This window comes from Bradyrhizobium sp. S3.3.6, assembly GCF_040546905.1.
In the GTDB taxonomy this organism is placed as follows: Bacteria; Pseudomonadota; Alphaproteobacteria; order Rhizobiales; family Xanthobacteraceae; genus Bradyrhizobium; species Bradyrhizobium cytisi.
Map to the genome: position 1 here is coordinate 96,693 of NZ_JBEPOT010000015.1, position 23,829 is coordinate 120,521.

Here is a 23,829-nt window from a genome sequence, read left to right on the forward strand (position 1 = left end):
GCGATCGGCAATCACCCGATCTGCTTCTCGCCGTGCCGCTCCGACAGCGTAAAAATCTCGACGCCCGTGGCGGTGACACCGACCGAATGCTCGAACTGCGCCGACAGCGAGCGGTCGCGGGTGACTGCGGTCCAGCCGTCGGACAGGATCTTCACATGCGGCTTGCCGAGATTGATCATCGGCTCGATGGTGAAGAACATGCCGGGCTTGAGCTGCACGCCCTCGCCGGGCCGGCCGATATGGATGATGTTCGGCTCGTCGTGGAACATGCGCCCGAGGCCATGGCCGCAGAAATCGCGCACCACGCTCATGCCTTGCGGCTCGACGAAGCTCTGGATGGCGTGGCCGATGTCGCCGGTGGTGGCGCCGGGCTTCACCGCGGCGATGCCGCGCATCATCGCTTCATAGGTCACCTCGATCAGCCGCTCGGCCTTGCGCGCGATCGGGCCGACCGCATACATCCGGCTGGAATCGCCGTACCAGCCGTCGACGATGAAGGTGACGTCGATGTTGACGATGTCGCCTTCCTTCAGCGGACGGTCGCCGGGCATGCCGTGGCAGACCACGTGGTTGAGCGAGGTGCAGGTCGAGTAGCGGTAGCCGCGATACATCAGCGTCGCGGGATAGGCGCCATGGCTGAAGGCGAACTCGCGGACGAATTCGTCGATGCGATCGGTCGGAACGCCGGGGCCGACGACGTCGGTGAGCTCGTCGAGGCACTTCGCCACCAGGGCACCCGCCTTGCGCATGCCGGCAAAGGCGGCCGGCCCATGCAGCTTGATCTGTCCGGTCTTGCGCAGGGAGGTATCGGTGGCTTCGACGTAGCTCATGCGGGTCTGGTTCTTCTGGCTCGGGCCCGATACGGGCGGAAAGGCTTGATTTCAGGCCCAATTTAATGATTGCGGGCCTTCGCGCAAGCTTGGCGAGAGCGCTTTCGAGCGAAGTGGGCACCGGTTCGCGTCAAGAAACGCGTCAAATCAAGGCAAGAGCCTGCCATGCGCCCGAAAGCAGGCTCAATTCGGGACTTCTACGGTGGTTTCGACCGGCAGCGCGCCGCCGCGGATGCGGATTTCGCGGACCGGGTAGGGAACCCGGATGCCCTCGCGCTTGAAGACGTCCCACAGCGCCAGCATCACGTCGCTCTTGACGTTGTCCATGCCGTCGGGGTCCGCAAGCCAGAGGGTGAGCGAGAACTTCATGCCGGCTTCGGCGAATTCGGTCAGGATGCAGTTCGGCGGCTTGGCCTTCTGCGCGCGCGGGTGGGCGGCCGCGGTCTCGATCGCGAGCTTGCAGACGAGCCTGGGATCGGCGTCGTAATTGGTGCCGAAGGTGATCTTCACCAGCGTGTTCTTGTCGGTATAGGTCCAGTTGACGACCTTCTGCGTCACCAGATCCTCGTTCGGCACCAGGAATTCGCGGCCGTCGCCGGCGGCCACGGAAATATAGCGCGTCTTCATCGCGCTGATGCGCCCGGTATTGTCGCCGATGGTGACGAGGTCGCCCGGCTTCACCGATTTGTCGGCGAGCAGGATGATACCGGAGATGAAGTTGGCGACGATCTTCTGCAGGCCGATACCGATGCCGACGCCGACCGCGCCGGAGAACAGCGCAAGCGCGGAGAGGTCGATGCCGACCGTGCCGAGCGCAAGCACGATTGCGATTGCGAGCAGCCCGATGCGGATGATCTTGACCAGCAGCACTTGCACCGACGGTGTCAGGTCCGTCGCCGAGTTGATCTTGCTCTCGGCGAAATTGCTGGCGATGTTGGTGAGCCAGAGCGCGAGGATCAACAGCGCGCCGGCCTTGAGCACCAGGAGCGGCGTCAGCCGCAATCCGCCGAGCACGATCGCATAGGAGTCGAGCAGGTCGACCGTGGTGTCGAGCTGGCCGAGGATCGACAGCGCGGCGACGAACCACGCCGCAACCGACACCAGCTTGACGAAGAAGGCGTTGCGCAGCACCGAGGTGAGGAGCCGGATCGCGAGCCAGGCGAGCCCCAGCTTGGCGGCGACCATCAAGAGATAGCTGCGGCTCGGCCAGGTCGCGTGATACATCACCACGCGCGAGATGATCACGAGCAGGGTGAACATTGCCGTCGAGGCGCTCGAGACCATCACCCGGGCGAAGTGGCGCAGCGGCAGCGGCCAGCGCATCGCCAGCGAGGTCATGTCGACCCGGATGCGAATGGCGGCTTCCGCCGCATAGGCGATCCCGGCCGCCACCAGAATGAGCCCGAATTGCAGGTAGAACCATGGCGAGGCGATTTCCGCCCCGACGCTGCGCGCGGTGGTCTGCACGAACTCCATGAAGTCTTTGAGGTCCATCGGGCAGGTCTCTTCGGGAAGCGGGCGGCGGTTTGATTCGAAAGTGCCGCAGAATCCCACAAAGGCTGCGGCCGGGCCATCGATACACCGCTAAATGAAGCGCGTTAAGGCCGCAAAATACGGGCAGATTGCCGCGAGCGGGAGAAAATGGGTTGGCGCGCCGGTGCGGCGACGATAAGGATGCATGAGCACATGTTTTTGAGATGGGCAAATCTGTCGGTCCCGGCACACTTCACCTCGCCCCGCTTGCGGGGAGAGGTCGAAATTCAAGCGCTGCTTGAATTTCGGGTGAGGGGGACTCTCCGCGAGTCCCACTATCACCGGCCCTGCAGAGGCTCCCCCTCACCCCACCCTCTCCCCGCAAGCGGGGCGAGGGAGTGCCCGGCCGGTGGCCCCCTGACTGAACTCGTCGATCTCCCGGAGTAACCGCAGCACCGCATGGCCTCCCTCGACTCTTTCAGCATCGCCATTCTGCTCGGCGCCGTCCTGGTGATGGCCGGTATCCTGTCGAGCCTGCTCGCGCTGCGCTTCGGCGCGCCGCTGCTGCTGGTCTTCCTCGCGATCGGCATGCTGGCGGGTGATTCAGGCCCCGGCCAGCTCCAGTTCAACGACGTCGGCACGACCTATCTGGTCGGCTCGGTGGCGCTGGCGCTGATCCTGTTCGACGGCGGCCTGAAGACGCGCTTTGCCAGCATCCGCACCGTGCTCGCGCCCTCGGTGATGCTCGCGACCGTCGGCGTGCTCCTGACCGCGCTGATCACGGCGCCGTTCGCGAAATACGCGCTCGACCTCAACTGGACGGAGTCGCTGCTGGTCGGCGCGGTGGTGGCCTCGACCGACGCGGCCGCGGTGTTCCTGCTGGTGCACACCCAGGGCCTGCGCCTGCGCCCGCGCGTCGGTGCGACGCTTGAAGCGGAATCCGGCACCAACGATCCCTTCGCCATCTTCCTCACCTTGATGCTGGTCGAATACATCTCGCTGGGCTCGAGCTCGCCCGGCCATGTGGTGATGGAGTTCCTGCAAGAGGCGGTGCTGGGTGCCGTCGTCGGCTTCCTCGGCGGACGTTTCGTCGTCATCGGGCTCAACAAGGTCGCGCTGCCGCAGGGCCTGCACGCGCCGTTCGTGACCACGGCCGCGCTCGTGATCTTCGGCGGCTCGCAGATCATGCATGCCTCGGGCTTCCTCGCCGTCTATCTCGCCGGCATCATCATCGGCAACCGGCCGACGCGCGCGCATAATTCGGTCGTAGCGTTTCTCGATGCCGCAACCTGGCTGGCGCAGATCGTGATGTTCGTGCTGCTCGGCCTGCTGGTCTCGCCGAGCCGACTGGGCTCCAGCGTGCTGCCGGCGATCGGCGTCTCGTTCGTCCTGATGCTGGTGGCGCGGCCGATCGCCGTGTTCGTGTGTCTCGCCCCATTCCGCTTCAACTGGCGCGAAAAGATATTCATCGCCTGGACCGGCTTGCGCGGCGCGGTCGCGATCTTCCTGGCGTCGATCCCGATGCTGGTCGGCCTGTCAAAGGCCTATCTCTATTTCGACGTCGCCTTCGTCGTCGTGATCATCTCGCTGCTGCTGCAAGGCTGGACGCTCGCACCTGCCGCGCGAAAGCTGCATGTGGCGCTGCCGCGCGCCGAGCGCGGCCCGCGCCGTGTCGAACTGGATCTGCCCGGCCAGCTCGAGCAGCAGCTGGTCGGCTATCCGGTGCGGCCCAAGAGCCTGTATTTCCGCCGCGGCCTGATCCCGTCCTGGTCCAAGCCGACCCTGGTGATCCGCAAGGAGAGCATCTTGACGCCGACGGAGGCCGATCCGATCGCGCCCGGCGATTACATCTATCTGCTGGCGCCGCCGGAAAAGGCCGAAGCCCTCGACCGTTTCTTCGTCGACATGCAGCCGAGCTCGGAGCCCGATCCGCATCTGCTCGGCGACTTCATGGTCTCCGGCGAGCACACGCTCGCCGAGCTCGCCGAGATCTACGGCGTCAAGGCGAGTGACGACGAGAGCAAGCTGACGCTGGCCGACTATTTCGACGTCCATCTCGATCGCGCGCCGAAGGAAGGCGCCGAACTGGCGCTGGGTGAGATCGTGCTCGTGGCGCGCAGCATCTCCGGCGGCCGCGTCAACGTCGTCGGCCTTCGCCTGCCGGAAGAAGACGAGACGCCGGCGCCGCTGACGCGCAGCCAGGCGCTGCGCCGCAAGCTCGCGGAGCTGTGGACCTCGGTGGCGGGGGTTTAATTCTCACGCAGTCCGCCTTGAGTTTTGCACGACGGAACCAACTACACACTCCGTCATTGCGAGCGCAGCGAAGCAATCCAGACTGCCACCGCGGAAAGATTCTGGATTGCTTCGCTGCGCTCGCAATGACGGTGTTTGTTGAAGCGCCATGCCCTGCGACGGCGAGCCGATGCAGGACCCGGTTCGCACGGAATCGCCACGAAATCGCCGCAACCATGGAAGATTTGCGCGGCTTCGTGACTTCCGGTTCCGGAACGCTCTGCTGCGTAGTCCGTTCTAGCCACGTAACGGTCAATGCATCTGACAGGAGCAACCCATGCGCAAACTCATCCTGCCCGCCATTGTCGCGATCGGTTTGGGAGCGGCGGCGCCGGCGATGGCCTATGACACGGGCGATCAGATCTCGATGCAGGCCGCGCTCGACGTCGCGACCGACATCGGCGTCATGACGATTTCGCATACCCAGTTCCTCGGCGACGAATGGCAGATCGAGGGCCGCGACAGCAGCGGCCGCTGGATGGAGGTCGATGTCGACGCCCGAACCGGCGACGTGCGCAACGTCGATCGTGGCTGGTAAGTGATGCGCGAGGCGGGTCGTCTTCAACCGCGATCCGCCGCGCCTTACGTCAGCACCTTCACCCCGCCGAACGAGGTCACGCGTCCCTGCCTGAGCATCACGATCTGGGTCGCCAGCTGGCGCAGCTCGGCGACGTCGTGGCTGACATAGACCATGGGAACATTGGCCTCGTCCCGCAGCCGCACCAGATAAGGCAAAATCTCGAGCTTGCGGGCCTCGTCGAGCGCGCCGAGCGGTTCGTCGAGCAGCAGCAGGCGCGGCTTTGACAAGAGCGCGCGGCCGAGTGCAACGCGTTGGCGCTCGCCGCCGGAGAGCTTTCCCGGACGGCGGTCGAGCAAAGCGCCGATGTCGAGCAGCTCGACGACGCGCGTGCGCTGCGCCGGATCGGGCGCGAGACCGTTCATCCGCCGTCCATAGTCGAGATTTTGCGCGACGTTGAGATGCGGAAACAGCCGCGCATCCTGGAACACATAGCCGATGCGGCGGCGATAAGTCGGCACATGGATGTCGGCGGCGGTGTCATCGACGGTCTCGCCGTCGATGACGATGGTACCTCGGTCGGGCCGCAGCAGGCCGGCGATCATGTTGATCAGCGAGCTCTTGCCGGCGCCGGATGCGCCGAACAGGCCGGTGACGCGGCCTTCGCTTGCGAAAGATGCGTGCAGCGAAAACTCACCAAGCTGTTTTTCGACATCGACGTGCAGCATGGTCAGTTCCCGTGCAGCCGCGCGGTGGCGCGGCGGGCGAACCATTCGGCCGCGATGAGCGCGCCAAGCGCAATCACGACCGAGATGATGACGAGCCGGCCTGCGGCGGCGTCGCCGTCCGGCGTCTGGATCAGCGAATAGATCGCGGACGAAATCGTCTGGGTCTCGCCGGGAATGTTGGAGACGAAGGTGATGGTGGCGCCGAACTCGCCGATCGCCTTGGCAAAGCCCAGCACCATGCCGGCCAGCACGCCGGGCAGCGCCAACGGCAGCGTCACCGTGAAGAACACCTTGAAGGGCGCGGCGCCGAGCGTCTCGGCCGCCTGCTCGAGCTTGCGATCGATCGCCTCGATCGACAGCCGCATCGGGCGCACCAGCAGCGGAAACGACATCACGCCGCAGGCGAGCGCAGCTCCAGTCCAGCGGAAGGCGAAGACGATGCCGAGATGATCGGCGAGGAAGGCGCCGACCAGGCCGCGGCGGCCGAAGGTCAGAAGCAGGAGATAGCCGGTGACGACGGGCGGCAGCACCAGCGGCAGATGCACCAGCGCGTCGAGCACCGATTTGCCCCAAAAATCCCTGCGGGCGAGCAGCCAGGCCAGCGCAATGCCGAACGGCGTCGCCACCAGCGTTGCGATGACGGCGACCCTGAGCGAGAGCAGGATCGCCGTCCATTCGGCGGGAGAGATATCGAGCATCAAGTCGTGATCATCACGTCGCAAAACCTAAGTCGTGGGAGAGATCAGGAACCTGAAGCCGTATTTCTCCAGAATCGTCTTGGCGGCTGAGGTACGCAGGAAGGCGAGATAGTCGTTGGTCTCGGGCTTCGCGGTCGTGGTCGCCGCCACCGGATAGATGATCGCGGGATGCGAATCCGCGGGGAAGGTGCCGACGATCTTGACGCCGGGCTCGACCTTGGCGTCGGTGGAATAGACGATGCCGAGATTGGCTTCACCACGCGTCACCAGCGTCAGCGCGGCGCGCACGCTCTCGGCCATCGCGAATTTCGGCTCCGCCGCCTGCCAGGCGCCGAGCTTCTCCAGCGCGGCCTTGGCGTATTTGCCAACGGGCACCGACTTGACGTCGCCGGTCGCGATCCTGCCGTCGCCGGCGAGCTTTGCGAGGTTGAAACCTTGGGCGATGGTGACGTTGTTGATCTCTGAGTCCTTTGGCGCGATCAGCACGATGCTGTTGCCGAGCAGGTTGACGCGGGTCGGCTCGTTGATGGTCTTCTTGGCTGTAGCGTAGTCCATCCAGTCGGTGTCGGCGGAGACGAATACGTCGGCCGGCGCGCCCTGCTCGATCTGCTTGGCGAGCACCGAGCTTGCGGCATAGCTGACGCTGAACTTGACGCCGGTCTTGGCGGTGTAGGCGGCATCGATCTCGTCGAGCGCGTTCTTCATCGACGCCGCGGCGAAGACCGTGATGGTCTTGTCCTCGGCGGCAGCCGGCGAGAGGCTCGCGCCCGCGAGCATGACGAAGGCGGTGAAAAGTCCGGCAATGCGATACATTGGATGGCGCTCCGTGCGAGATCGCGCGCGCAAATGCACGCGCAAATCTGGCGTTGGTTGGGTCAGATCGCGACGGGCGGAAGCGCTGTTCCACGGGACCTTGCGACGGCTTACGGCCGGCAGGGATATCGCAGCTCTCGAAGATAGCAGGCTGCGCCCTCAGGTCAAAGGCGTCTAACCAAACGGCCTATTGCGCCGGCAGGATCGAAATCGAGAGCGAATTGTCCTTGGCGCCGCTGATTTGCAGCACGAACGGCTTGTCCGAGAGCTCGTATTTCATGGTTTTGCGGATGCCGTCGCAATCGGTGGCGCCGCTGAAGGCTATGGGCTTGAGGAAATGCCCGTCCTGGACCACGTCGACCCAGGCCCCGCTGGACAGGCTGATCGTATAGAGCCCGGCCTTCGCCGCCTTGATGCCAGTGAAGCCGGCAAAGGTGCCGTCCTTCGGCGCTCGCTCCGGCGGCGAGGGCAGTTTTGCCTCCTGAGGTGCGACCAGGCCCAGCGTGATCGCCGACGAGGGGACCGCGGCCTGTTCGCTGCCCGATGCGAGCCTGGCGCGGTCCGGCGCCGTCAGCGCGGCGCGGTCGCGCTCGATCGGCCATTTGAACTTGTCGCAGCCGCTGGGCTCCTCGGCGGCGAGGGCGGAGGTCGCGCTGAGTGAAAGCACAGCGAGGAGGGCGAGGACGCGCATGTCAAATCTCATCGTTGGCCACGCAAGGACGCGGGGCGTGCGGTCAGGTTTCGTTGGCGAAAGGGATGCGCATCCCGGAATGCCGCGGGCTTACGGCCGCGCGGCATGGCGATGCTAGCGCATTTGGGTGGCACGAACCAACCACCTGTTCGTCATCCCGGACAAGCGCAGCGGAGCGAAGCGCAGATTCGGATCCATAACCACAGGGTTGTGTTTGGCGAAGACTCGGAGTTATCAGCTCGCGCCACAACCGCTCCATGTGGTTCTGGGTCCCGGATCTGCGCTTGCGCTTGTCCGGGACGACAGCGGTGGGTAGGGCGGCAGCTTGCCCGACGCGCGCCCTATCGCTTCGCATCGGCCGCGCGCAGCACGGCTTTGCAGGCCACCGGCATCTGGGCCAGCGTCATCGGCGGCTTCGGCTTCGGCGGCTCCGGCGGCGGTTTCGGGTGCAGCACGCCCTCGCTGAACCAATAGGCCAGATCGGAGGGCTTGCAGCCTTCGTCCTCGGATTGCGACGGCTGGCCCTGACATTCGCTCGCGCCCGCCGGGCAGCGCATGCGGATGTGGAAATGATAGTCGTGGCCCCACCACGGCCGGATCTTTGACAGCCAGGAACGATCGCCCTTGGCTTCGCGGCACAGTGCCTTCTTGATCGCGGGATTGACGAAGATGCGCTGCACCGCCGGCTCCTGCGCCGCATCGCGCAGCACCAGCACATGGCTCGGCGTGAACACTTTCGGGTCGATGTCGAGCCGGTCCTCGCGCACCATCATCACCGCCGACATCTCCTCGCGCTCCTCGCGCGAGAGCCGGTGGTCCGGCATCGGCGTCAGCCAGATGTCGGCATCTAACCCGATCTGATGGCTGGCATGGCCTGATAGCGCCGGCCCGCCGCGCGGCTGACCGATGTCGCCGACCAAAATGCCCGGCCAGCCCGCGTCCTTGTGCGCCCTGGCAGCCAGGCGCTTGATCAGCGCGATCATGTCGGGATGACCGTAATTGCGGTTACGCGACAGCCGCATCACCTGCCAATCGTCGCCGTTGAGCGGCATCTGCTGGGCGCCGCCGATGCAGCCCTTCACATAGGAGCCGATGACATGTGCCGCCCCGGTCGAGGGCAGCAGCTTGCGCGCGAACAGCTCCCTGGCGCCGATCTTGGGATCGTTCGGATTGGCGAGCGGCGGCAGCGGCTTCGGGTTCACGCTGCCCTTGTCCTGGGCCAGCGCTGAGCCGGCGGCCAGGAGCGTCATCATAAGCAGGAGAGGGGCGATGCGGCGGGGACTCATGCTGATCCTCTTATAGCCGAACGCCGCGTCTGGGTTAAGAATTAGGCTTTCGACGTGGCCGCCTAGCCTCGATTTTTAACGGCTCGATAACCGTATCCTGCATTGACCAATATTCGTGCGCGGAACGAGAGGCGCCTGGCTCCTGCATGCAAGCGGCCTGCGGTCCGGAACTGATTCAAGGAGATTGCGCGTTTTTGCATCTCCTCTCCCGCCGATCGCGACGCGGGAGCAGGCTCGACGCGCCCGTGGACGCCAGTCGCGCCTCGCAAACAGGCAAACCGGCCCGGCGCCCGGTCGGCACTGCCGTGACGGCGTCGGCCAGGATTACTTTCTTTTCATAGACTTGCCCCAAGACTTGCGTCCGCTGGGTGCGGCTAGGGCGTGTGAAGTTGAGTTTGGGGTCCAAGAAAACAGGAAAGCGAAAGTGCAACGTGCTTGCCCGGGGCGGCCGACGGCCGCGCAAGCCGCGATTCGCGCGCGCGCTGCATCCGCCCGTTGCACACGACGCACTCGTGCAGAGCCGTGCGGAAGCCGAAGCGGCCATCGCCGAGGCGCGCAAATCGCATGAGCGGCTGCGTCAGGCCGTCGACATGCTGCCGCAAGGCATCGTTATCCTCGATCCGGAAGGCCGCTACGTCCTCTGGAACAAGCAGTACGCGGAGATCTACAGCAAGACCGCTGATCTGTTTCAGGAAGGCGCGCGGCTCGAAGACACGCTGCGCATCGGCGTTGCCCGCGGCGACTATCCGGAAGCGGCCGGTCACGAGGACGAATGGATCGCGGAGCGGCTGAAGAAGCTCTACGAGCCCGGCAAGCGCCACGAGCAGACGTTGTCCGACGGCCGCGTCATCCTGATCGAGGAGCGCCGCACCGATGACGGCGGCGTGGTCGGCCTGCGCGTCGACATCACCGAATTGAAGCAGCGCGAGGCCTCGTTCCGCTTGCTGTTCGACGGCAATCCCGTCCCCATGATCGTCTGCGCGCTGGATGACGAGCGCATCCTCGGCGTCAACGACGCCGCGGTCGCGCATTACGGCTATAGCCGCGTCGAATTCGAGAAGCTGAAGATCCGCTCCCTGCAGGCTTTCGATCGCGAGCCGCCTTGGGCCACCGACCGGTCCAGCGAAGAGCAGGCCGCGCGGACCTGGAAGCACGTCAAGGCCGACGGCGCGCTGATCGATCTTGCGATCTATTCCCGCGAACTAACCTATGACGAGCGGCCCGCGGTGCTGCTCGCGCTGATGGACATTACCGAACGCAAGCGCGCCGAGGCGCGGCTTGCCTTCATGGCCCAGCATGACGGGCTGACCGGCCTGCCCAACCGCAATCGCTTGCGCCAGACCATGGACGAGATGCTGCAGCATTCGCGGCGCAGCCCCGAGAAGGTCGCGGTGCTGATGCTCGGGCTCGACAATTTCAAGGCCGTCAACGACACGCTGGGTCACGCGGTCGGCGACAAGCTGTTGCGCGGCGTCGCCAAGCGCCTGCGCTCGACGCTGCGCGAAGAGGATGCACTGGCGCGGCTCAATTCCGACGAGTTCGCGATCGTGCAGGGCGGATTGGCCCGACCGGAAGATGCGGTGGGGTTGGCAAAACGCCTGCTGGAGGCCATCGCCGATCCCTATCTGCTCGACGGCCATTCCGTGGTGATCGGCGCCTCGATCGGCATTGCGACGGCGCCGGCCGACGGCGACGAGTCCGAAAAGCTGCTCAAGAGCGCCGACATGGCGCTGTCGCGCGCCAAATCCGATGCGCGCGGCACCTTCGCCTTCTTCGAGGCCGCGCTCGACGCGAAAGCGCAGAGCCGCCGCAAGATCGAGGTCGAGCTGCGCGACGCGATCCAGAACGACGTGCTGCGTCCCTATTACCAGCCGCTGGTCGACCTCTCGAGCGGCCGCATCACCGGCTTCGAGGCGCTGGTGCGCTGGCCGCATCCGGAGCGCGGCATGGTCTCGCCGGCCGAGTTCATTCCGGTCGCCGAGGAAACCGGCCTGATCAATCCGCTCGGCGGACTGATGCTGCGCCGCGCCTGCCTGGATGCTGCGACCTGGCCCGACGACGTCCGCGTTGCCGTCAACCTGTCGCCGCTCCAGTTCCGCAGCGGCAATCTGCTCTCGATGGTCACGGACGCGCTGAAACATTCCGGCCTGCCGTCGCGGCGGCTCGAGCTCGAGATCACCGAGACGCTGCTGCTGGAGAAGAGCGCGCAGGTGCTGGCGACATTGCATGCGCTACGCTCGCTCGGCGTCCGCATCTCGATGGACGATTTCGGCACCGGCTATTCCAGCCTCAGCTATCTCAGAAGCTTCCCGTTCGACAAGATCAAGATCGACCAGTCTTTCGTCCGCGATCTCGGCGCCAACCGCGAGGCGCAGGCGATCATCCGCTCCATCGTCAGCCTCGGCAAAGGCCTCGGCGTCATCATCACCGCCGAAGGCGTCGAGACCGAAGCCGAGCTGAGCTGCCTCCGCGCCGAAGGGTGCGACGAAGGCCAGGGCTATCTGTTCAGCAAGGCCCGCCCCAATGTCGAGATCATCAGCCTGCTGACGGCGCAGCGTGGGATTGATGCCGCGGATGAGGACGCCGCGCTGGTGGCCTAGACCTTGCCGCTACGAAGCAGGTGCGCTCCCTCTCCCGCGTGTGGGAGAGGTGCACCGAGTTCGCGGCTCAACCTTCTTACGCCGCCCGCAGCCCCGCCAGGAACGTATCCACGCTCTTCATCAGCGCGGTCGCATGCTGGCCGAGTTCTCCGGACGCAACCATGACGTTGCCAGCGAGCGCACGCGACTGGTCGGCGGCCTGGCTCGCGCCGGCGACGTTGGCCGAGACTTCGGTGGTGCCGGTGGAGGCCTGCTGCACGCTGCGGGCGATCTCGCGCGTCGCCGAGCCCTGCTCCTCGACGGCTGCGGCGATCGTCGTGGCGATGCCGCTGATCTCGCGGATGGTGTTGCTGATGTCGGAGATCGAGGTGACGCAATTGCCGGTGGCCGCCTGGATCGCGGAGACCTGGCTCGCGATCTCGTCGGTCGCCTTCGCGGTCTGGCTTGCCAGCTCCTTGACTTCCGACGCCACCACGGCAAAGCCGCGGCCAGCCTCGCCCGCGCGCGCCGCCTCGATCGTGGCGTTGAGGGCCAGCAGATTGGTCTGGCTCGCGATCGCGCTGATCAGGCGCAGCACGTCGCCGATCCGCTCGGCGGAGGCCGCAAGGCTCGTGACCATCTCGGTCGTCTCGGCGGCCTTGACCACCGCGTTGCCCGCAACCTGGCTGGAATGGGTGACCTGGCGGCCGATCTCGGTGACGGAGGAGGCGAGCTCCTCGGTCGCGGCCGCCACGGCATTGACGCTGGTCGAGGCTTCTTCCGACGCGGTCGCAGCGGCCGAAGCACGCTGCGAGGTGCCGGTCACGCTGGAGGTGATTTCGCCGGCGACATGCTGCATGCCTTCGGTGGCCTCGGCGACGGCGGACACCACGCCCTTGACGTCGGCCTCGAACCGATCAGCCATCCGGCGCTGCAGCGCCTGCTTCTCGATCTCCGCCTTGGCCTTGTCGGCCTCCTGCGCCTCGCGCAGCGAGCCCGCTTCGAGCATGCTCTGGCGGAACAATTCGACCGCCTTGGCCATGGTGCCGAGCTCGTCCGCCCGCTCGCTGCCGGGAATCGTGACGCTGGTGTCGCCGCTCGACAGCCGGTTCATCACCGCCGTGATCGCGGTGAGCGGCCGCGACAATCCGCGCCCGAGCAGGAACGCCAGCAGGATAGCGGCGGCGAGGATCGCGACCGTGCCGAGGATCAGATTGCGTTCGGAGGCGGCGAAAGCGGCCTCGTATTCGCTCGTGTCCTTGATGATCTCGAGCACGCCGACCGGCTGGCCTGCGTAGTTCCTGATCGACCCGGCATAGACCTCGGCCGGGTGGCCGTCGAGCTCGGCCTCGCGCAGCAGCGGCGGGCCGTTGATCACGGCTGTCAGCTCGTCCGGCTTGGCGACGGCGTTCTCGCCGAAGGTCGACGACAGCTTGTTCAGCGACGAACCGTCGACGGAATAGACCGCGAGGTCGATGCCAAACCGCTTCTTGGCGCGGTCGACGAATTCCTTGCCGAAGGCGGCGCCGACGTCGACATTGGCGAGGGTCTTGCCGTCGCGCACGATCGGCGTCATGCCGAAGATGCCGAGCGCCTCGCGGCCGGGCTCGACGCCGACGATCTGGCGGCCGGTCTTGAGCGCCTCGACCACGGTGGCGCGGCGCCCGGAGACGTCGTCGCCGAAGGTCTTGGGCGCGTGAACGCGATAGAACGAGAGCGCCGGCGGCAGCTGGAAGGTGATCAGCGGGATGCCCTGCGCTTTCAGCGCCCTGTTGGCGTCGCCGAGCAGATTGGCGAGCGCGTCGCGGTCACCCTTGGCGATGGCGTCGCCGACCGGCGGCAGCGCCGCGATCACGGCGGAGACGGCGAGTGCCGAACGTCCCTCATAGTCGATCGCCGCGATCACGCTCTCATATTGCAGCTTGAGCTGCTGATCGAGCGCCAGCCGTGTCAGCGCCCGCTGCTGGGTGATCGAGAAACCGGAGAGGATGGCGCAGGCCACCGCAACGGTGAGCGCGATGGTGAGAATCAGGCGGGCCGCAATCGACTTGAGCATGAACATCGAAAATTCCCGGGCATTCCAAAAGATTGATTCTTGGTTTTGCCGAACGGTCTCAGAAATTGCTTAACAACAGGGCAGCATCGCCTCCGTGTTTCAACGGATTCGCTACCATCCTTTTGCATGACTCAATGCGGTAAGCGCATGGAGAGGCTGATCGTTTGTCGCAAGCAGGGACAAAGCGCTGCAGCTTCGCGCGGCGGCGACTAGCGGTTTTCGGCGAGGATCATCTTGCCGACATCCTCGTAATGGGTGTCGCGGGCCTGGATCTGCTGGGTGATCGCATGCATGTCGCGAAACCGTCGCTCGAACGGATTGCTGCGGAACACGGCGGTGGCGCCGGCCATGTGATAGGCGGTGTCGACCACTTTTGCCGATTGCTGGATGGTCCAGGTCGCGGCGAGGCGGACGGCGCTGCGCTGCGCCGGGCTGAACAGTTTGGTCGCGGAGAGGTCGCGCCACATCGCATGTGCCGTCGCATAGAGATAGGCGCGCGCGGCGCGCAAATCCGCCTCGGTGCGGCCGATCAGACCCTGGACAGCCTGGTTGTCGCGCATCGCGCTTGCCGCCAATGACTGGTGCTTTGCGCGCGCCAGTGCGATCGCCGCATCCAGCGTCGCGCGCGCGACGCCGAGCGAGACCGCGGCGAAGCCGAGGCTGAAGGTCGAGCCGGTCGGAAGCCGGTAGAGCGGGCCCGGCTCGCGCAAGGCTTCGGCCACGTCGCGGAACGCGGCAAAGCGATCGGGGATGAAGAGGTCGTGCACCTCGTAAGAATCGGTGCCGGTGCCGGCGAGCCCGATCGCCTGCCAGACGTCGTGCATCACGGCGCTTGTGAGCGGGAACAGGATGGTGCGCATCTCCGGCGAGCTGTCGGCGTTCTTGCGCGGCGTGCCGTCGGCATTGACGATGCGGACATGCGCGCCAAGCCAGCTCGCCTGCCGCGAGCCCGAGGCAAAATCCCAGCGCGCGGTGACGCGGTAGCCGCCCTCGACCGCACGCGCCTCGTGCGCCACCGCGCCCCAGGCGAGGATGCCGGGGGCGGTGTTGAAGATCTCGTGCGCGGTGTCGTGGTCGAGGCCGGCTGCGATCATCGCGCAGACGCTGCATTGGCCGAGGCACCAGGCGGTGGACGCATCGGCCTTCGCGATCTCCTCCAGCATCTGCATGAAGATGTCGGGCGGCGCTTCCGACCCGCCCAGGCTCTGCGGCAGCAGCGCACGATAGAGCCCGTTCTCGATCAGCGCGTTGACAACATCAGGCGTCAGCCGCCGCGTTCGCTCGATCTGGTCGGCCTCGTCAGCAATCAGCGGCACGATGCTCAGCGCCCGCTCGACCAGGTCAAACCCCGGAGTTGCGTTCATGTCAGCGTTTCCTCGCCCATTCTTGCTGTGAGCGGTCGATCACGCGATGGTGGTCTATTTGGTGGGGACGATCAAGGCGGTGGGACGGAGCAGCATCGTTCCGCTCGTGTCAGACTCGGCGATCACCTTGTCGCGCAAGCGGGATAAATGCTACATGCTGTAGCATATCTCCGTCCAAGAGGCACGTCATGAAGAAGCCCGCCCGTCGCGCCGGGGCTGCCGTCCGCGGTGCGGCGCCGCCCGAGCTAAGGCTCGAGCACGCGCCGATGAGCGACATCATCGATGCCCTCGCCGGCGGGCAGGTCACCGCGACGGCGCTGACCAAGGCGTATCTCGCGCGCATCGCTGCCTGCGACCGCGCCGGGCCGGCGCTGAACGCCGTCCGCGCGCTCAATCCGGACGCGCTCACGATCGCCGGCAAGCTCGACGGCATCAGGCCGTCGGCCAGGCGGCCGCTGGCCGGCGTGCCGATCCTGCTGAAGGACAATATCGCGACCTCCGACCAGCAGCCGACCACGGCGGGTTCGCTGGCGCTGGACGGCGCGCGCGCCAGGCGCGATGCCACGGTCGTCAAGCTGCTGCGCAAGGCCGGCGCGGTGATCCTCGGCAAGGCGAACCTGACCGAGTTCGCCAACATGCTCGCGATCGAGATGCCCGCGGGCTATTCCTCGCTGGGCGGTCAGGTGAAGAACCCCTATGCGCCGGCGCTGATGGGCGATCACGACATCCCGCTGGTGTCTCCGGGCGGCTCGAGCGCGGGATCGGCGGTCGCCGTGGCGGCCGGCCTGTCCGCGGCGTCGATCGGCACCGAGACGTCGGGTTCGCTGCTGTACCCCGCCAGCATGAACGGGCTCGTCACCGTCAAGCCAACTGTCGGCCTGATCAGCCGCGCCGGCATCGTGCCGATCGCGCACAGCCAGGACACCGCAGGACCGATGACACGCACGGTGCGCGACGCAGCGATGCTCTTGAATGTGCTGGCGGCTCAGGACCCGCGCGATCCCGCGACAGAGCGGCAGAAGCGGCCGGCCGATTACACCGCGGGCCTCTCGCGCGATGCGATGAGGGGCGCGCGCATCGGCGTGCCGAGCGACCCGACCGATCCGCTGAACGATCGCTATTACGGCAAGCTGCAACCCGGATGGGCCAAGGTGATGACTGACGCGATCAAGGTGCTCGAGGATCTCGGCGCCGTCATCGTGCGCGCCAACATTCCGACGCGAGGCTGGCTCGGCGGGCCCGGCACCGGCATGGCCGTGCTCAACCGCAATCCGCTGAGCAGCAACAAAGGCAACCCGACGGGCTCGCCGATCGTGTTCCTCTACGAGCTGAAGCACGGTCTCAATCTCTATCTGAAGGATTGGGCGACCAATACCGACATCAAGACCATGGCCGATGTCATCGCCTTCAACGCGGCGCACGCGCAGACAGCGCTGCGCTTCGGCCAGGACCTCTTTCTCGCCGCCGACCTCACCAGGGGCGACTTAAGCGAGCGCGAGTACAAATCGGCGCGCGCGATGGACCTGCTCGCCGCCAGGACGCGCGGCATGGACGCCTACATGAACCAGCACAAGCTCGACGCGGTGCTGTTTCCCGGCAGCAGCGGCTGCGTGATCTCGGCGAAGGCGGGCTATCCCAGCGTCATGGTGCCTGCGGGCTTCATCTCAGGGGCCGGCGACAAGGAGACGCCGGACTATCCGCTTGGCATCACCTTCGCGGGCCGTGCCTGGAGCGAGCACAAGCTTTTGCGCCTCGCCTACGCCTATGAGCAGGCCTCGAACATGCGCAAGCCGCCGCCCGGCCTGCCGGCGCTCTGAACCTCGGCGGCGCGCGCGGCGACCAACAACCGCCATCGTCACGAATGGCGCCGCTCGAGGTCTCCCATGCCGATCGTCAGAATCCTCCTGCTTCTTCTCGCGCTCACTTCGGCCGCGCTTACTTGGCCCGCGCTCGCGCAGGATGGCGCACGCGATCTGGCCGCCGCGCGCGATGCCGCGAAGGCGTTCAAGGTCTATGTCGATGGCGTCGCGAAGAAGGGCGAGCGGCCCGATCTGACCCGGCCGGAGGTCGCGACGCTGCTCGGCCATATCTTCGATCTCGACGCCCTCGCGGCGCTGCCGCCGGCGCAAGCCAGCGATATGGGCTGGCTGATGGACTGGACTAACGCCGCCAACGCGACCCATAAGCTGTTCATTCTTTATGGCGCGAAGCCGGGTCTGGAGCCTGATCTTGCGGCGCTCCAGCGCAACATGACCGAGTATGGCGACCAGTACGCGGTGGCGATGAGCTTCATGATCCGCGGCATGGCGCGCGAGGCGGTGGCGGGCCAGTTGTTCTGGGCGGAGCTCGCGCCGGAGCAGCGCACCCGCATCCGCGAGGAGGGGTTTACCGGCTTCCGCAAGAACAGCGCTGTCTACATCCTGACCACGGTTTGCGCCGCGATCCAGGGCGCCGGCAAGCCCGCCAACGCGCGCCTGGTGGCGGCTGCGCTGCGCGACACGCGCGAGGTCTGGGCGAGCTTTCTGCTGCCGCAGGATCGGGCCCGCGTGATCGCAGAGCTCGCCGACCTTCCGAAATGGGCGCCCGACGAGATGGCGCGCGCCGACCTCGCCACCTTCTCGGCCGCGCTTCAGGCGGTGAATTGATCCCGCATCAGAGCTCCGTTTCTGCTTTCGCGTCCGGGCGACCCTGTCCCAGCCGCGGCTCCGTCCCCGCCAGCAGCCGTTGAATGTTGGCGCGATGGCGGATGATCACGTAGAGGCCGCCTGCGATCACCAGCAGCCGATAGGGCAGAGGGTGTTCGAAACCGCAGACGAGAGCGATGGCCGTCAGCGCCGCGAGCATCGAGCTCAGTGAAACGATCCGCGCCAACGCCAGCACGACGCCAAACACGGCCGCCGCACCCAGTCCCACCGGCCAGGACATCGCCAGCAGCACGCCGAGCCCGGTTGCTGCCGACTTGCCGCCCGTAAAATTCAGCCAGATCGAGCGGCCATGGCCCAGCAGCGCGGCAATTCCGGCGAGGCACACCGCCCATGGCACCCAGGTTTGCAGATCGGACGCCGTCGGCGGCGTCGGAGACAATTCGGTGGTGAGCCAGGGACAGAACCAGCGGGCAACGAGGATGGCCGCCACGCCCTTCAGCACATCGGCGATCAGCACCACCAGCGCAGGCCATTTGCCGAGGGTCCGCAGCACATTGGTGGCGCCGGTGGATCTGGAGCCGTGCTCGCGAATATCGATGCCTCTCAGGAGCTTCCCCGCCAGATAGCCCGAAGGGATCGAGCCGAGGAAATAGGCGATCACCAATCCAAGTACGCCTACAATCCAGAAAGCCATCGTCTTGTTTCCAACGGGTTTGTGGCCAGTGTCTCGTAAGCGCTGTTTTATCGCCGGCTTTGCCTCACCGCCATGCGCCTGCCTACAATGAAGGCTGTTTCACAACCTGCAACGCCGCAAAACGGTCACACACCGAACGGCATCCTTGGGTTGCTCGTCGTGGGCAATGGTGGGGGAGAGCCTGAGATGCGGAGATGGATTGCCGTCGTTGCAGCCGTGTGTGCCTTCGCCTTGAGTCCCGTCAGCGCACAACCTTCATCCGGGTGCGGCATTCCGCAGGAGATCCATGACGGATGGGCGATGACCTCGCCGGAGCAACAGGGGCTGAACGCGGCGCTGCTCTGCGCGATGGATGACGGCATCAGCGGCGGCAAGCTCGCCAATGTCGACGACATCGTCGTCATCAGGCATGGCGTGCTCGTCTATGAGCGCTATTTTGCGTATCCTCATCAGCTCAATTTCGACGCGACCTCGCGGCACCGGGGTAATTCGATGACCAAGAGCGTTGTGTCGCTGCTGGTCGGCATCGCCATGGAGCGCGGCCTGATCAAGGACCTGGACGTTCCGGCCTTTTTTTATCTTCCAGAGAATGCCGATCTCCGTATGCTTGACAAGGATCCCATAACCCTGCGCCATCTCCTGACGATGTCGGCGGGATTGGGCTCCGACAGGGCTCCCGGTGTCACCTTCCGGTACAGCGACAGCGAAACAGAGCTTGTTGGCGCCATCCTGAAAAAGGTCACCGGGAAAACCGTCGATGTCCTGGCTCAGGAAGAACTCTTCGCACCGCTCGGCATCAACGACGTCGAATGGCATAAATCGCCGTTCAGCGGCGTTGCGATGTCGAGCGCGGGGCTGAGTCTACGCCCCCGCGACTGGGCGAAAATCGGCCAGCTCGTTCTCAACCGTGGCTCTTGGGAAGGCCGGCAGCTCGTTCCGGCGTCCTGGGTGGATCAATCGACGGCGGAGCAGATCACGACCGAGGAGCCGCAATCCTACGGCTATCAGTGGTGGCTTGGTCGAACACTGGAGGGGAATCGCGAAGTTCAATGGATCGCCGCGCAGGGCTTCAATTCCCAGAAAACCATCATCATCCCCGCGCTCGACATGGTCGTCGTCTTCAACGCGTCCCGGCAATCCAAGAACATGGTTGCGCCCGAGCTCGACCTGCTGGATCGCTACATCGTGCCCGCGGCTTCAAGGGATTGATTGAGGTGTCGGCGGCGACCCGCTTTTCCAGCGAGCAATGCCTGTACTGCGCTTCTGCGAAAGTAAGAGGGCGGTCGGTTCTAATCCATCCAGGACTCCTCCCCAGCATCCGATTTTTTTCGTATTGACGGCCCGGCCATGTCGGCAACGGCCGGTCTCGACCGTCCTTGGGTGGACACCTCCCGGACGTGCTGGACATGGACGCCGCACACCGGAAGTGACGTCGCCACCTCGAGCCGTCAAAATCGAACTGGAGCAATACCCATGAGGATCACCGTCGAAACCAGCGTCGCCGCCCCGATCGATCAGGTCTGGCGTGCCTATACGACGCCTGCCGACATCGTGAAGTGGAACGCCGCGTCGGACGACTGGCATACGACCAAGGCGACGGTCGACCTGCGCGAAGGCGGCGTGTTCACGTCCCGCATGGAGGCCAAGGACGGCAGCATGGGTTTTGACTTCGCCGGCACCTACACGACGATCGTCGAGCACAAGCTGATCGAGTATGCGTTCGGCGATCGCAAGGCCGAGGTCGAGTTCGTGCCCGGTCCGAAGGGCGTCGTCGTCCGCGTCGTGTTCGATGGCGAAGAGACGCACTCGGTCGAGCAGCAGCAAGGCGGCTGGCAGGCGATCCTCGACAGTTTTGCGCGATACGTCGAGGCGAAGCAAAAGACGTCGTAAGGGCGCGCAAGCCAGGGGATGGAGGCGGGGCCGGATGCAAGTGTTGGCGCAACGGTTCCCCTCCTGCCATCGACCGAGACGGATGGCGCGCGGTCGCGACAGGCGCCAGTGCGCTCGCTCGCGCCGAGCCTTTCATGGTGGCTGAGATCTCGCAAGAAACGGCTAACCATTGCGACGGCTGCAGAGGGGAGGGCATGGAAAGGCCAATCAACCAATGATAGCATGCCGTCTCTGAGGCCAACCAAGGGGACTGTCGTGCCTGGAATGACCAAGCCTCGCTCTTGGTTTCTGCCCGTTGTCGTGTGGATCGCTCTTGTCGGAGTTCTTCTCGCCTGGTTTACGCTCACACCACGCGGTGGTGCGCCGTACTGGTTGGTGAGTCTGATTGTGTCCTGGTTGCCCTTCCTGGCGCTGGTGGGCGTTTGGTTGTGGTTTTCGCGCAGGAATGGGCGCGCGTCATCCGGGGCGAGTTGGGTCGATCTCTTCGAGCAGCAGGTCGCCGAAACCCAACGCACGAACACATTGTTGGAGAGGATCGCGGCGGCCCTTGAAAAGCCGTCTGCCGGTTAGCTCGCACATCGGTGCATCGCGGGGAGAAGTGGATGCGCTCTTGGATTTCCGCGCATGTCTGGCTGGTCGCCCTGGTATTCGCAGCGGTGGCTTTCGTCAGCCGGCCGGCGGCAGCCGACGATCGACAGGAGTGTTTGAACGGATCGAAGGAAACCGCTGCCGCGACCATCGCTGCCTGTACACGCGCGATTGAAAGCGGGGACTACGATGACCGCGACCTGTCCATCCTGTATCATCAGCGCGGCGACTTCTGGTCATGGACAAGCCTTGCCGATTGCGTCGACCGCGCCCTCAAGGACTACACCGACGCGATCCGGCTTGAACCAGAAGCTGTGAGCTCACTGCTCAACCGCTCGCATATCTACAACCAACGGCATGACTACGACCGGGCGATAGCGGACGTTAACCGGGCGTTCGAAGGCGGCCTGTCGGACTATGGAAAGCGGGTCGGATACGACGAGCGCGGCTACGCCTATCAAGCCAAGGGTGACATCGACCGTGCCATCGCGGACTATACCGACAGCATCCAGCTCAATGCCAACAGCTATTTCGCCCTCGCAGCCCGCGGCAGCGCCTACCATGCCAAAGGCGATCTCGATCGCGCCATCGCTGACCTCGATCAGGTGATCGCGCTTTACCCGAAATATGCGCCCCCCTATTACAACCGCTGCCTCGTATACAGGGAAAAGGGTGACTTCGATCGCGCCATCGCCGACTGTAGTCAGGCGATCGCGCTCTATCCGCAATACAGGGACGCCTACTACTACCGTGGCGACGCTTATCAAGCCAAAGGTGACGTCGACCGCGCCATCGCCGACTACGATCAGATCATCTCGCTTGATCCGAATGATAGCGACGCCCATAGCAGTCGCGCCACGGCGTACCTTTCCAGGGGCGATTTCCGCCGTGCCTTCGCGGACCTTGGCGCGGGACAAGTGCTGTTATGGCTCGCCACCATTGTCTTGCTGGCCGTGATTGGCTGGCTTTGCAGCCGAACAGGCGTGTATGCGCGCCGATGGTCCGGGCGGACAATGATCGAGGCTTGCGAACAGCAGATTGCCGACATGCAGCACAGGAACGCCGCCCTGGAGAGAATCGCGGCGGCTCTCGAGAAGCATTCGTCGGGTTAGCTCGTAGGATGGGCAGAGCGAAGCGAAACCCATCGAACTTCATTCCCGCTGTACGCTCGTCAGCGCGATGGGTTTCGCAAGAGCTCAACCATCCCACGGGCTGCCTAGCTTGTCGGCTTCGGGGCACAACGGACTCACGCAGCGCATACGATCCGGTTGGTGATACGCTCCCGCCTTGCGAATCAGTATCGAGCGACCACGATGTACGTTCTCAAGCCAGGCGTTAAGGCGGACCCGCATCGGCGGTGGTCACTGCCGGACCGTATCTTCTTCGGGTACGGCGCCTGCCATATCCTTGCTGGAGTTTTCCTGGATCAGCCTCCGCTTCCTGGCTTTTATGCGGAGCGCGTGATCCCGGCCGGAAGTTTCTTAGGATCCCATGTCTACCTAACCAACGGCGTCATTGCGTTCGATTATCACGGCTATTCTATCCGTGACCGGCTCCTGGAGCATCACAAGCGTGTATGGTCTAGTCAATATGACGGTTGGCTCTGCGCAATCCGAAGGGTGGACTTCAACCTCCTCTCTACAGCAGACTTGAACAAGCGACAGATGCGGGGACCAGATCAGTATCTGCATGATCCCATCCCTCGCGCTCGTAGATTTATCGAGCAAAGAGACCACGCCAATGCATCAGCCAAGGCGCTTGCGAGCGCATAGCTCTTAGGATGGGCAGAGCGAAGCGAAACCCATCGAATTTCATTCCCGCTGTACGCTGGTCAGCGCGATGGGTTTCGCAAGAGCTCAACCCATCCTACGAACTGTATCAGACCGATGATGCATTCGCATCGCGGGCCTCGCACCTCAGGACGACGTGATGGCGAGCTTCGACGTCCTCGTTTACAATACGGTTGAATCACTGTTCGGAGACGCCAAGATGCAAACCATCGGCCTGATCGGGGGTATGAGCTGGGAGAGCACCGCGCTCTACTACAAGCTCATCAACGAGCGCGTCCGCGACCGTATGGGCAAGCTGCATTCGGCGCCGCTGTTACTGTATTCCTACGATTTCCAGGAGATCAAGGAGATGCAATACGCCGGCCGCTGGGCCGAGGCGGCGGCGAGCCTTGCGGAGGTGGCCGCGCGGCTCGAAAGCGCCGGAGCGCGAGCGATCGTGCTGTGCACGAACACGATGCACAAGCTCGCGCCTGAAATCACGTCGAAGCTGACCATTCCCTTCATTCACATCGGCGACGCAACGGCGCAGCGCATCCGGGCCAAGGGATATCGGCGGGTCGGGCTGCTGGGCACCAAGTTCACGATGGAAGAAGATTTCTACATCGATCGACTGCGCGCGCATGATCTCGATGTCCTCATTCCCGCAGCCGACGAGCGGGCCGACGTGAACCGCATCATCTACGACGAGCTGTGCCTTGGTGTCGTCGCCGAACCCTCGCGCCGCCGCTATCAGGACGTGATGGCCGCGCTCGTTAAGCGCGGGGCGGAGTGCATCATCCTCGGCTGCACCGAGATCACGATGCTGGTGGGTGCTGCCGATACATCGGTCGAGACGTTCGACACCACAGCGATCCACGCGGAGGCAGCGGCCGATTTCGCGATTGGGTGAGGGCAA

The 23,829-nt window shown here is 64.9% G+C and carries 20 protein-coding genes; 10 read left to right on the forward strand and 10 right to left on the reverse strand.

The features are described 5' to 3' along the window. Nucleotides 1-11: 11 nt before the first annotated feature. Together map and ABID59_RS32250 are read right to left on the reverse strand one after the other, a co-directional pair. Nucleotides 12-830, reverse strand: coding sequence for a type I methionyl aminopeptidase (gene map / locus ABID59_RS32245; RefSeq protein ID WP_148751847.1), 819 nt, complete (start codon nucleotides 828-830; stop codon nucleotides 12-14). 183 nt (nucleotides 831-1,013) lie between these two features. Further along, nucleotides 1,014-2,324, reverse strand: a complete 1,311-nt coding sequence (locus ABID59_RS32250; RefSeq protein ID WP_148751846.1) for a mechanosensitive ion channel family protein — start codon at nucleotides 2,322-2,324, stop codon at nucleotides 1,014-1,016. Between the two features lie 438 nt (nucleotides 2,325-2,762). Between ABID59_RS32250 and ABID59_RS32255 the strand changes: the two genes are divergently transcribed. Then, a complete protein-coding gene (locus tag ABID59_RS32255) occupies nucleotides 2,763-4,556 on the forward strand; it encodes a potassium/proton antiporter (protein ID WP_354086043.1) in 1,794 nt (597 codons plus the stop codon). 316 nt (nucleotides 4,557-4,872) lie between these two features. After that, entirely contained in the window at nucleotides 4,873-5,133 is a 261-nt protein-coding gene (locus ABID59_RS32260) for a PepSY domain-containing protein (protein WP_148751842.1), read from the forward strand. 44 nt (nucleotides 5,134-5,177) lie between these two features. Here the strand turns inward: ABID59_RS32260 and modC are convergent, their stop codons facing one another. The 5 genes from modC to mepA all read right to left on the reverse strand — a co-directional run bounded on the left by modC (nucleotide 5,178) and on the right by mepA (nucleotide 9,328). Further along, nucleotides 5,178-5,840 carry a molybdenum ABC transporter ATP-binding protein gene (modC, locus tag ABID59_RS32265; protein ID WP_354086044.1) on the reverse strand — a complete coding sequence of 221 codons (663 nt, stop codon included), beginning with the start codon at nucleotides 5,838-5,840 and terminating at the stop codon, nucleotides 5,178-5,180. Between the two features lie 2 nt (nucleotides 5,841-5,842). Beyond that, a complete protein-coding gene (gene modB, locus ABID59_RS32270) occupies nucleotides 5,843-6,538 on the reverse strand; it encodes a molybdate ABC transporter permease subunit (RefSeq protein WP_354086045.1) in 696 nt (231 codons plus the stop codon). 27 nt (nucleotides 6,539-6,565) lie between these two features. Then, complete coding sequence (modA, locus tag ABID59_RS32275; protein ID WP_354086046.1) at nucleotides 6,566-7,351, reverse strand: molybdate ABC transporter substrate-binding protein; 786 nt, start codon at nucleotides 7,349-7,351, stop codon at nucleotides 6,566-6,568. 187 nt (nucleotides 7,352-7,538) lie between these two features. After that, nucleotides 7,539-8,042 (reverse strand): hypothetical protein, encoded by a 504-nt coding sequence (locus ABID59_RS32280; RefSeq protein WP_354086047.1) that lies wholly within the window; start codon nucleotides 8,040-8,042, stop codon nucleotides 7,539-7,541. 341 nt (nucleotides 8,043-8,383) lie between these two features. Beyond that, a complete protein-coding gene (mepA, locus tag ABID59_RS32285; RefSeq protein ID WP_354086048.1) occupies nucleotides 8,384-9,328 on the reverse strand; it encodes a penicillin-insensitive murein endopeptidase in 945 nt (314 codons plus the stop codon). Nucleotides 9,329-9,759: 431 nt separating this feature from the next. Between mepA and ABID59_RS32290 the strand changes: the two genes are divergently transcribed. Next, nucleotides 9,760-11,928, forward strand: coding sequence for a putative bifunctional diguanylate cyclase/phosphodiesterase (locus ABID59_RS32290; RefSeq protein ID WP_354086049.1), 2,169 nt, complete (start codon nucleotides 9,760-9,762; stop codon nucleotides 11,926-11,928). Between the two features lie 76 nt (nucleotides 11,929-12,004). Here the strand turns inward: ABID59_RS32290 and ABID59_RS32295 are convergent, their stop codons facing one another. Then, complete coding sequence (locus ABID59_RS32295) at nucleotides 12,005-13,969, reverse strand: methyl-accepting chemotaxis protein (RefSeq protein WP_354086050.1); 1,965 nt, start codon at nucleotides 13,967-13,969, stop codon at nucleotides 12,005-12,007. Between the two features lie 203 nt (nucleotides 13,970-14,172). After that, nucleotides 14,173-15,327 (reverse strand): acyl-CoA dehydrogenase family protein, encoded by a 1,155-nt coding sequence (locus ABID59_RS32300; protein WP_354086051.1) that lies wholly within the window; start codon nucleotides 15,325-15,327, stop codon nucleotides 14,173-14,175. Nucleotides 15,328-15,515: 188 nt separating this feature from the next. On the opposite strand from ABID59_RS32300, the gene ABID59_RS32305 reads away from it, so the two are divergent. Then, a complete protein-coding gene (locus tag ABID59_RS32305; RefSeq protein ID WP_354086052.1) occupies nucleotides 15,516-17,144 on the forward strand; it encodes an amidase family protein in 1,629 nt (542 codons plus the stop codon). Between the two features lie 66 nt (nucleotides 17,145-17,210). Beyond that, the gene (locus ABID59_RS32310) at nucleotides 17,211-17,972 is read left to right on the forward strand and encodes a hypothetical protein (RefSeq protein ID WP_354086053.1); all 762 of its coding nucleotides are present in this window, start codon (nucleotides 17,211-17,213) and stop codon (nucleotides 17,970-17,972) included. Between the two features lie 7 nt (nucleotides 17,973-17,979). On the opposite strand, the gene plsY is transcribed toward ABID59_RS32310, so the two are convergent. Further along, nucleotides 17,980-18,666 carry a glycerol-3-phosphate 1-O-acyltransferase PlsY gene (gene plsY / locus ABID59_RS32315; protein ID WP_354086054.1) on the reverse strand — a complete coding sequence of 229 codons (687 nt, stop codon included), beginning with the start codon at nucleotides 18,664-18,666 and terminating at the stop codon, nucleotides 17,980-17,982. A gap of 87 nt (nucleotides 18,667-18,753) precedes the next feature. Here plsY and ABID59_RS32320 point away from each other — a divergent pair, with 87 nt between their 5' ends. From ABID59_RS32320 to ABID59_RS32340, 5 genes are all read left to right on the forward strand, one after another. After that, complete coding sequence (locus ABID59_RS32320) at nucleotides 18,754-19,875, forward strand: serine hydrolase domain-containing protein (protein ID WP_354086055.1); 1,122 nt, start codon at nucleotides 18,754-18,756, stop codon at nucleotides 19,873-19,875. Between the two features lie 264 nt (nucleotides 19,876-20,139). Further along, the gene (locus ABID59_RS32325) at nucleotides 20,140-20,556 is read left to right on the forward strand and encodes an SRPBCC family protein (RefSeq protein ID WP_187434913.1); all 417 of its coding nucleotides are present in this window, start codon (nucleotides 20,140-20,142) and stop codon (nucleotides 20,554-20,556) included. Between the two features lie 264 nt (nucleotides 20,557-20,820). After that, on the forward strand, nucleotides 20,821-21,126 hold the full coding sequence (locus ABID59_RS32330) for a hypothetical protein (protein WP_246229921.1): 306 nt from the start codon (nucleotides 20,821-20,823) through the stop codon (nucleotides 21,124-21,126). Nucleotides 21,127-21,158: 32 nt separating this feature from the next. Next, entirely contained in the window at nucleotides 21,159-22,256 is a 1,098-nt protein-coding gene (locus ABID59_RS32335; protein ID WP_354086056.1) for a tetratricopeptide repeat protein, read from the forward strand. A gap of 877 nt (nucleotides 22,257-23,133) precedes the next feature. Next, entirely contained in the window at nucleotides 23,134-23,823 is a 690-nt protein-coding gene (locus ABID59_RS32340; RefSeq protein WP_354036428.1) for an aspartate/glutamate racemase family protein, read from the forward strand. Nucleotides 23,824-23,829: the final 6 nt, after the last annotated feature.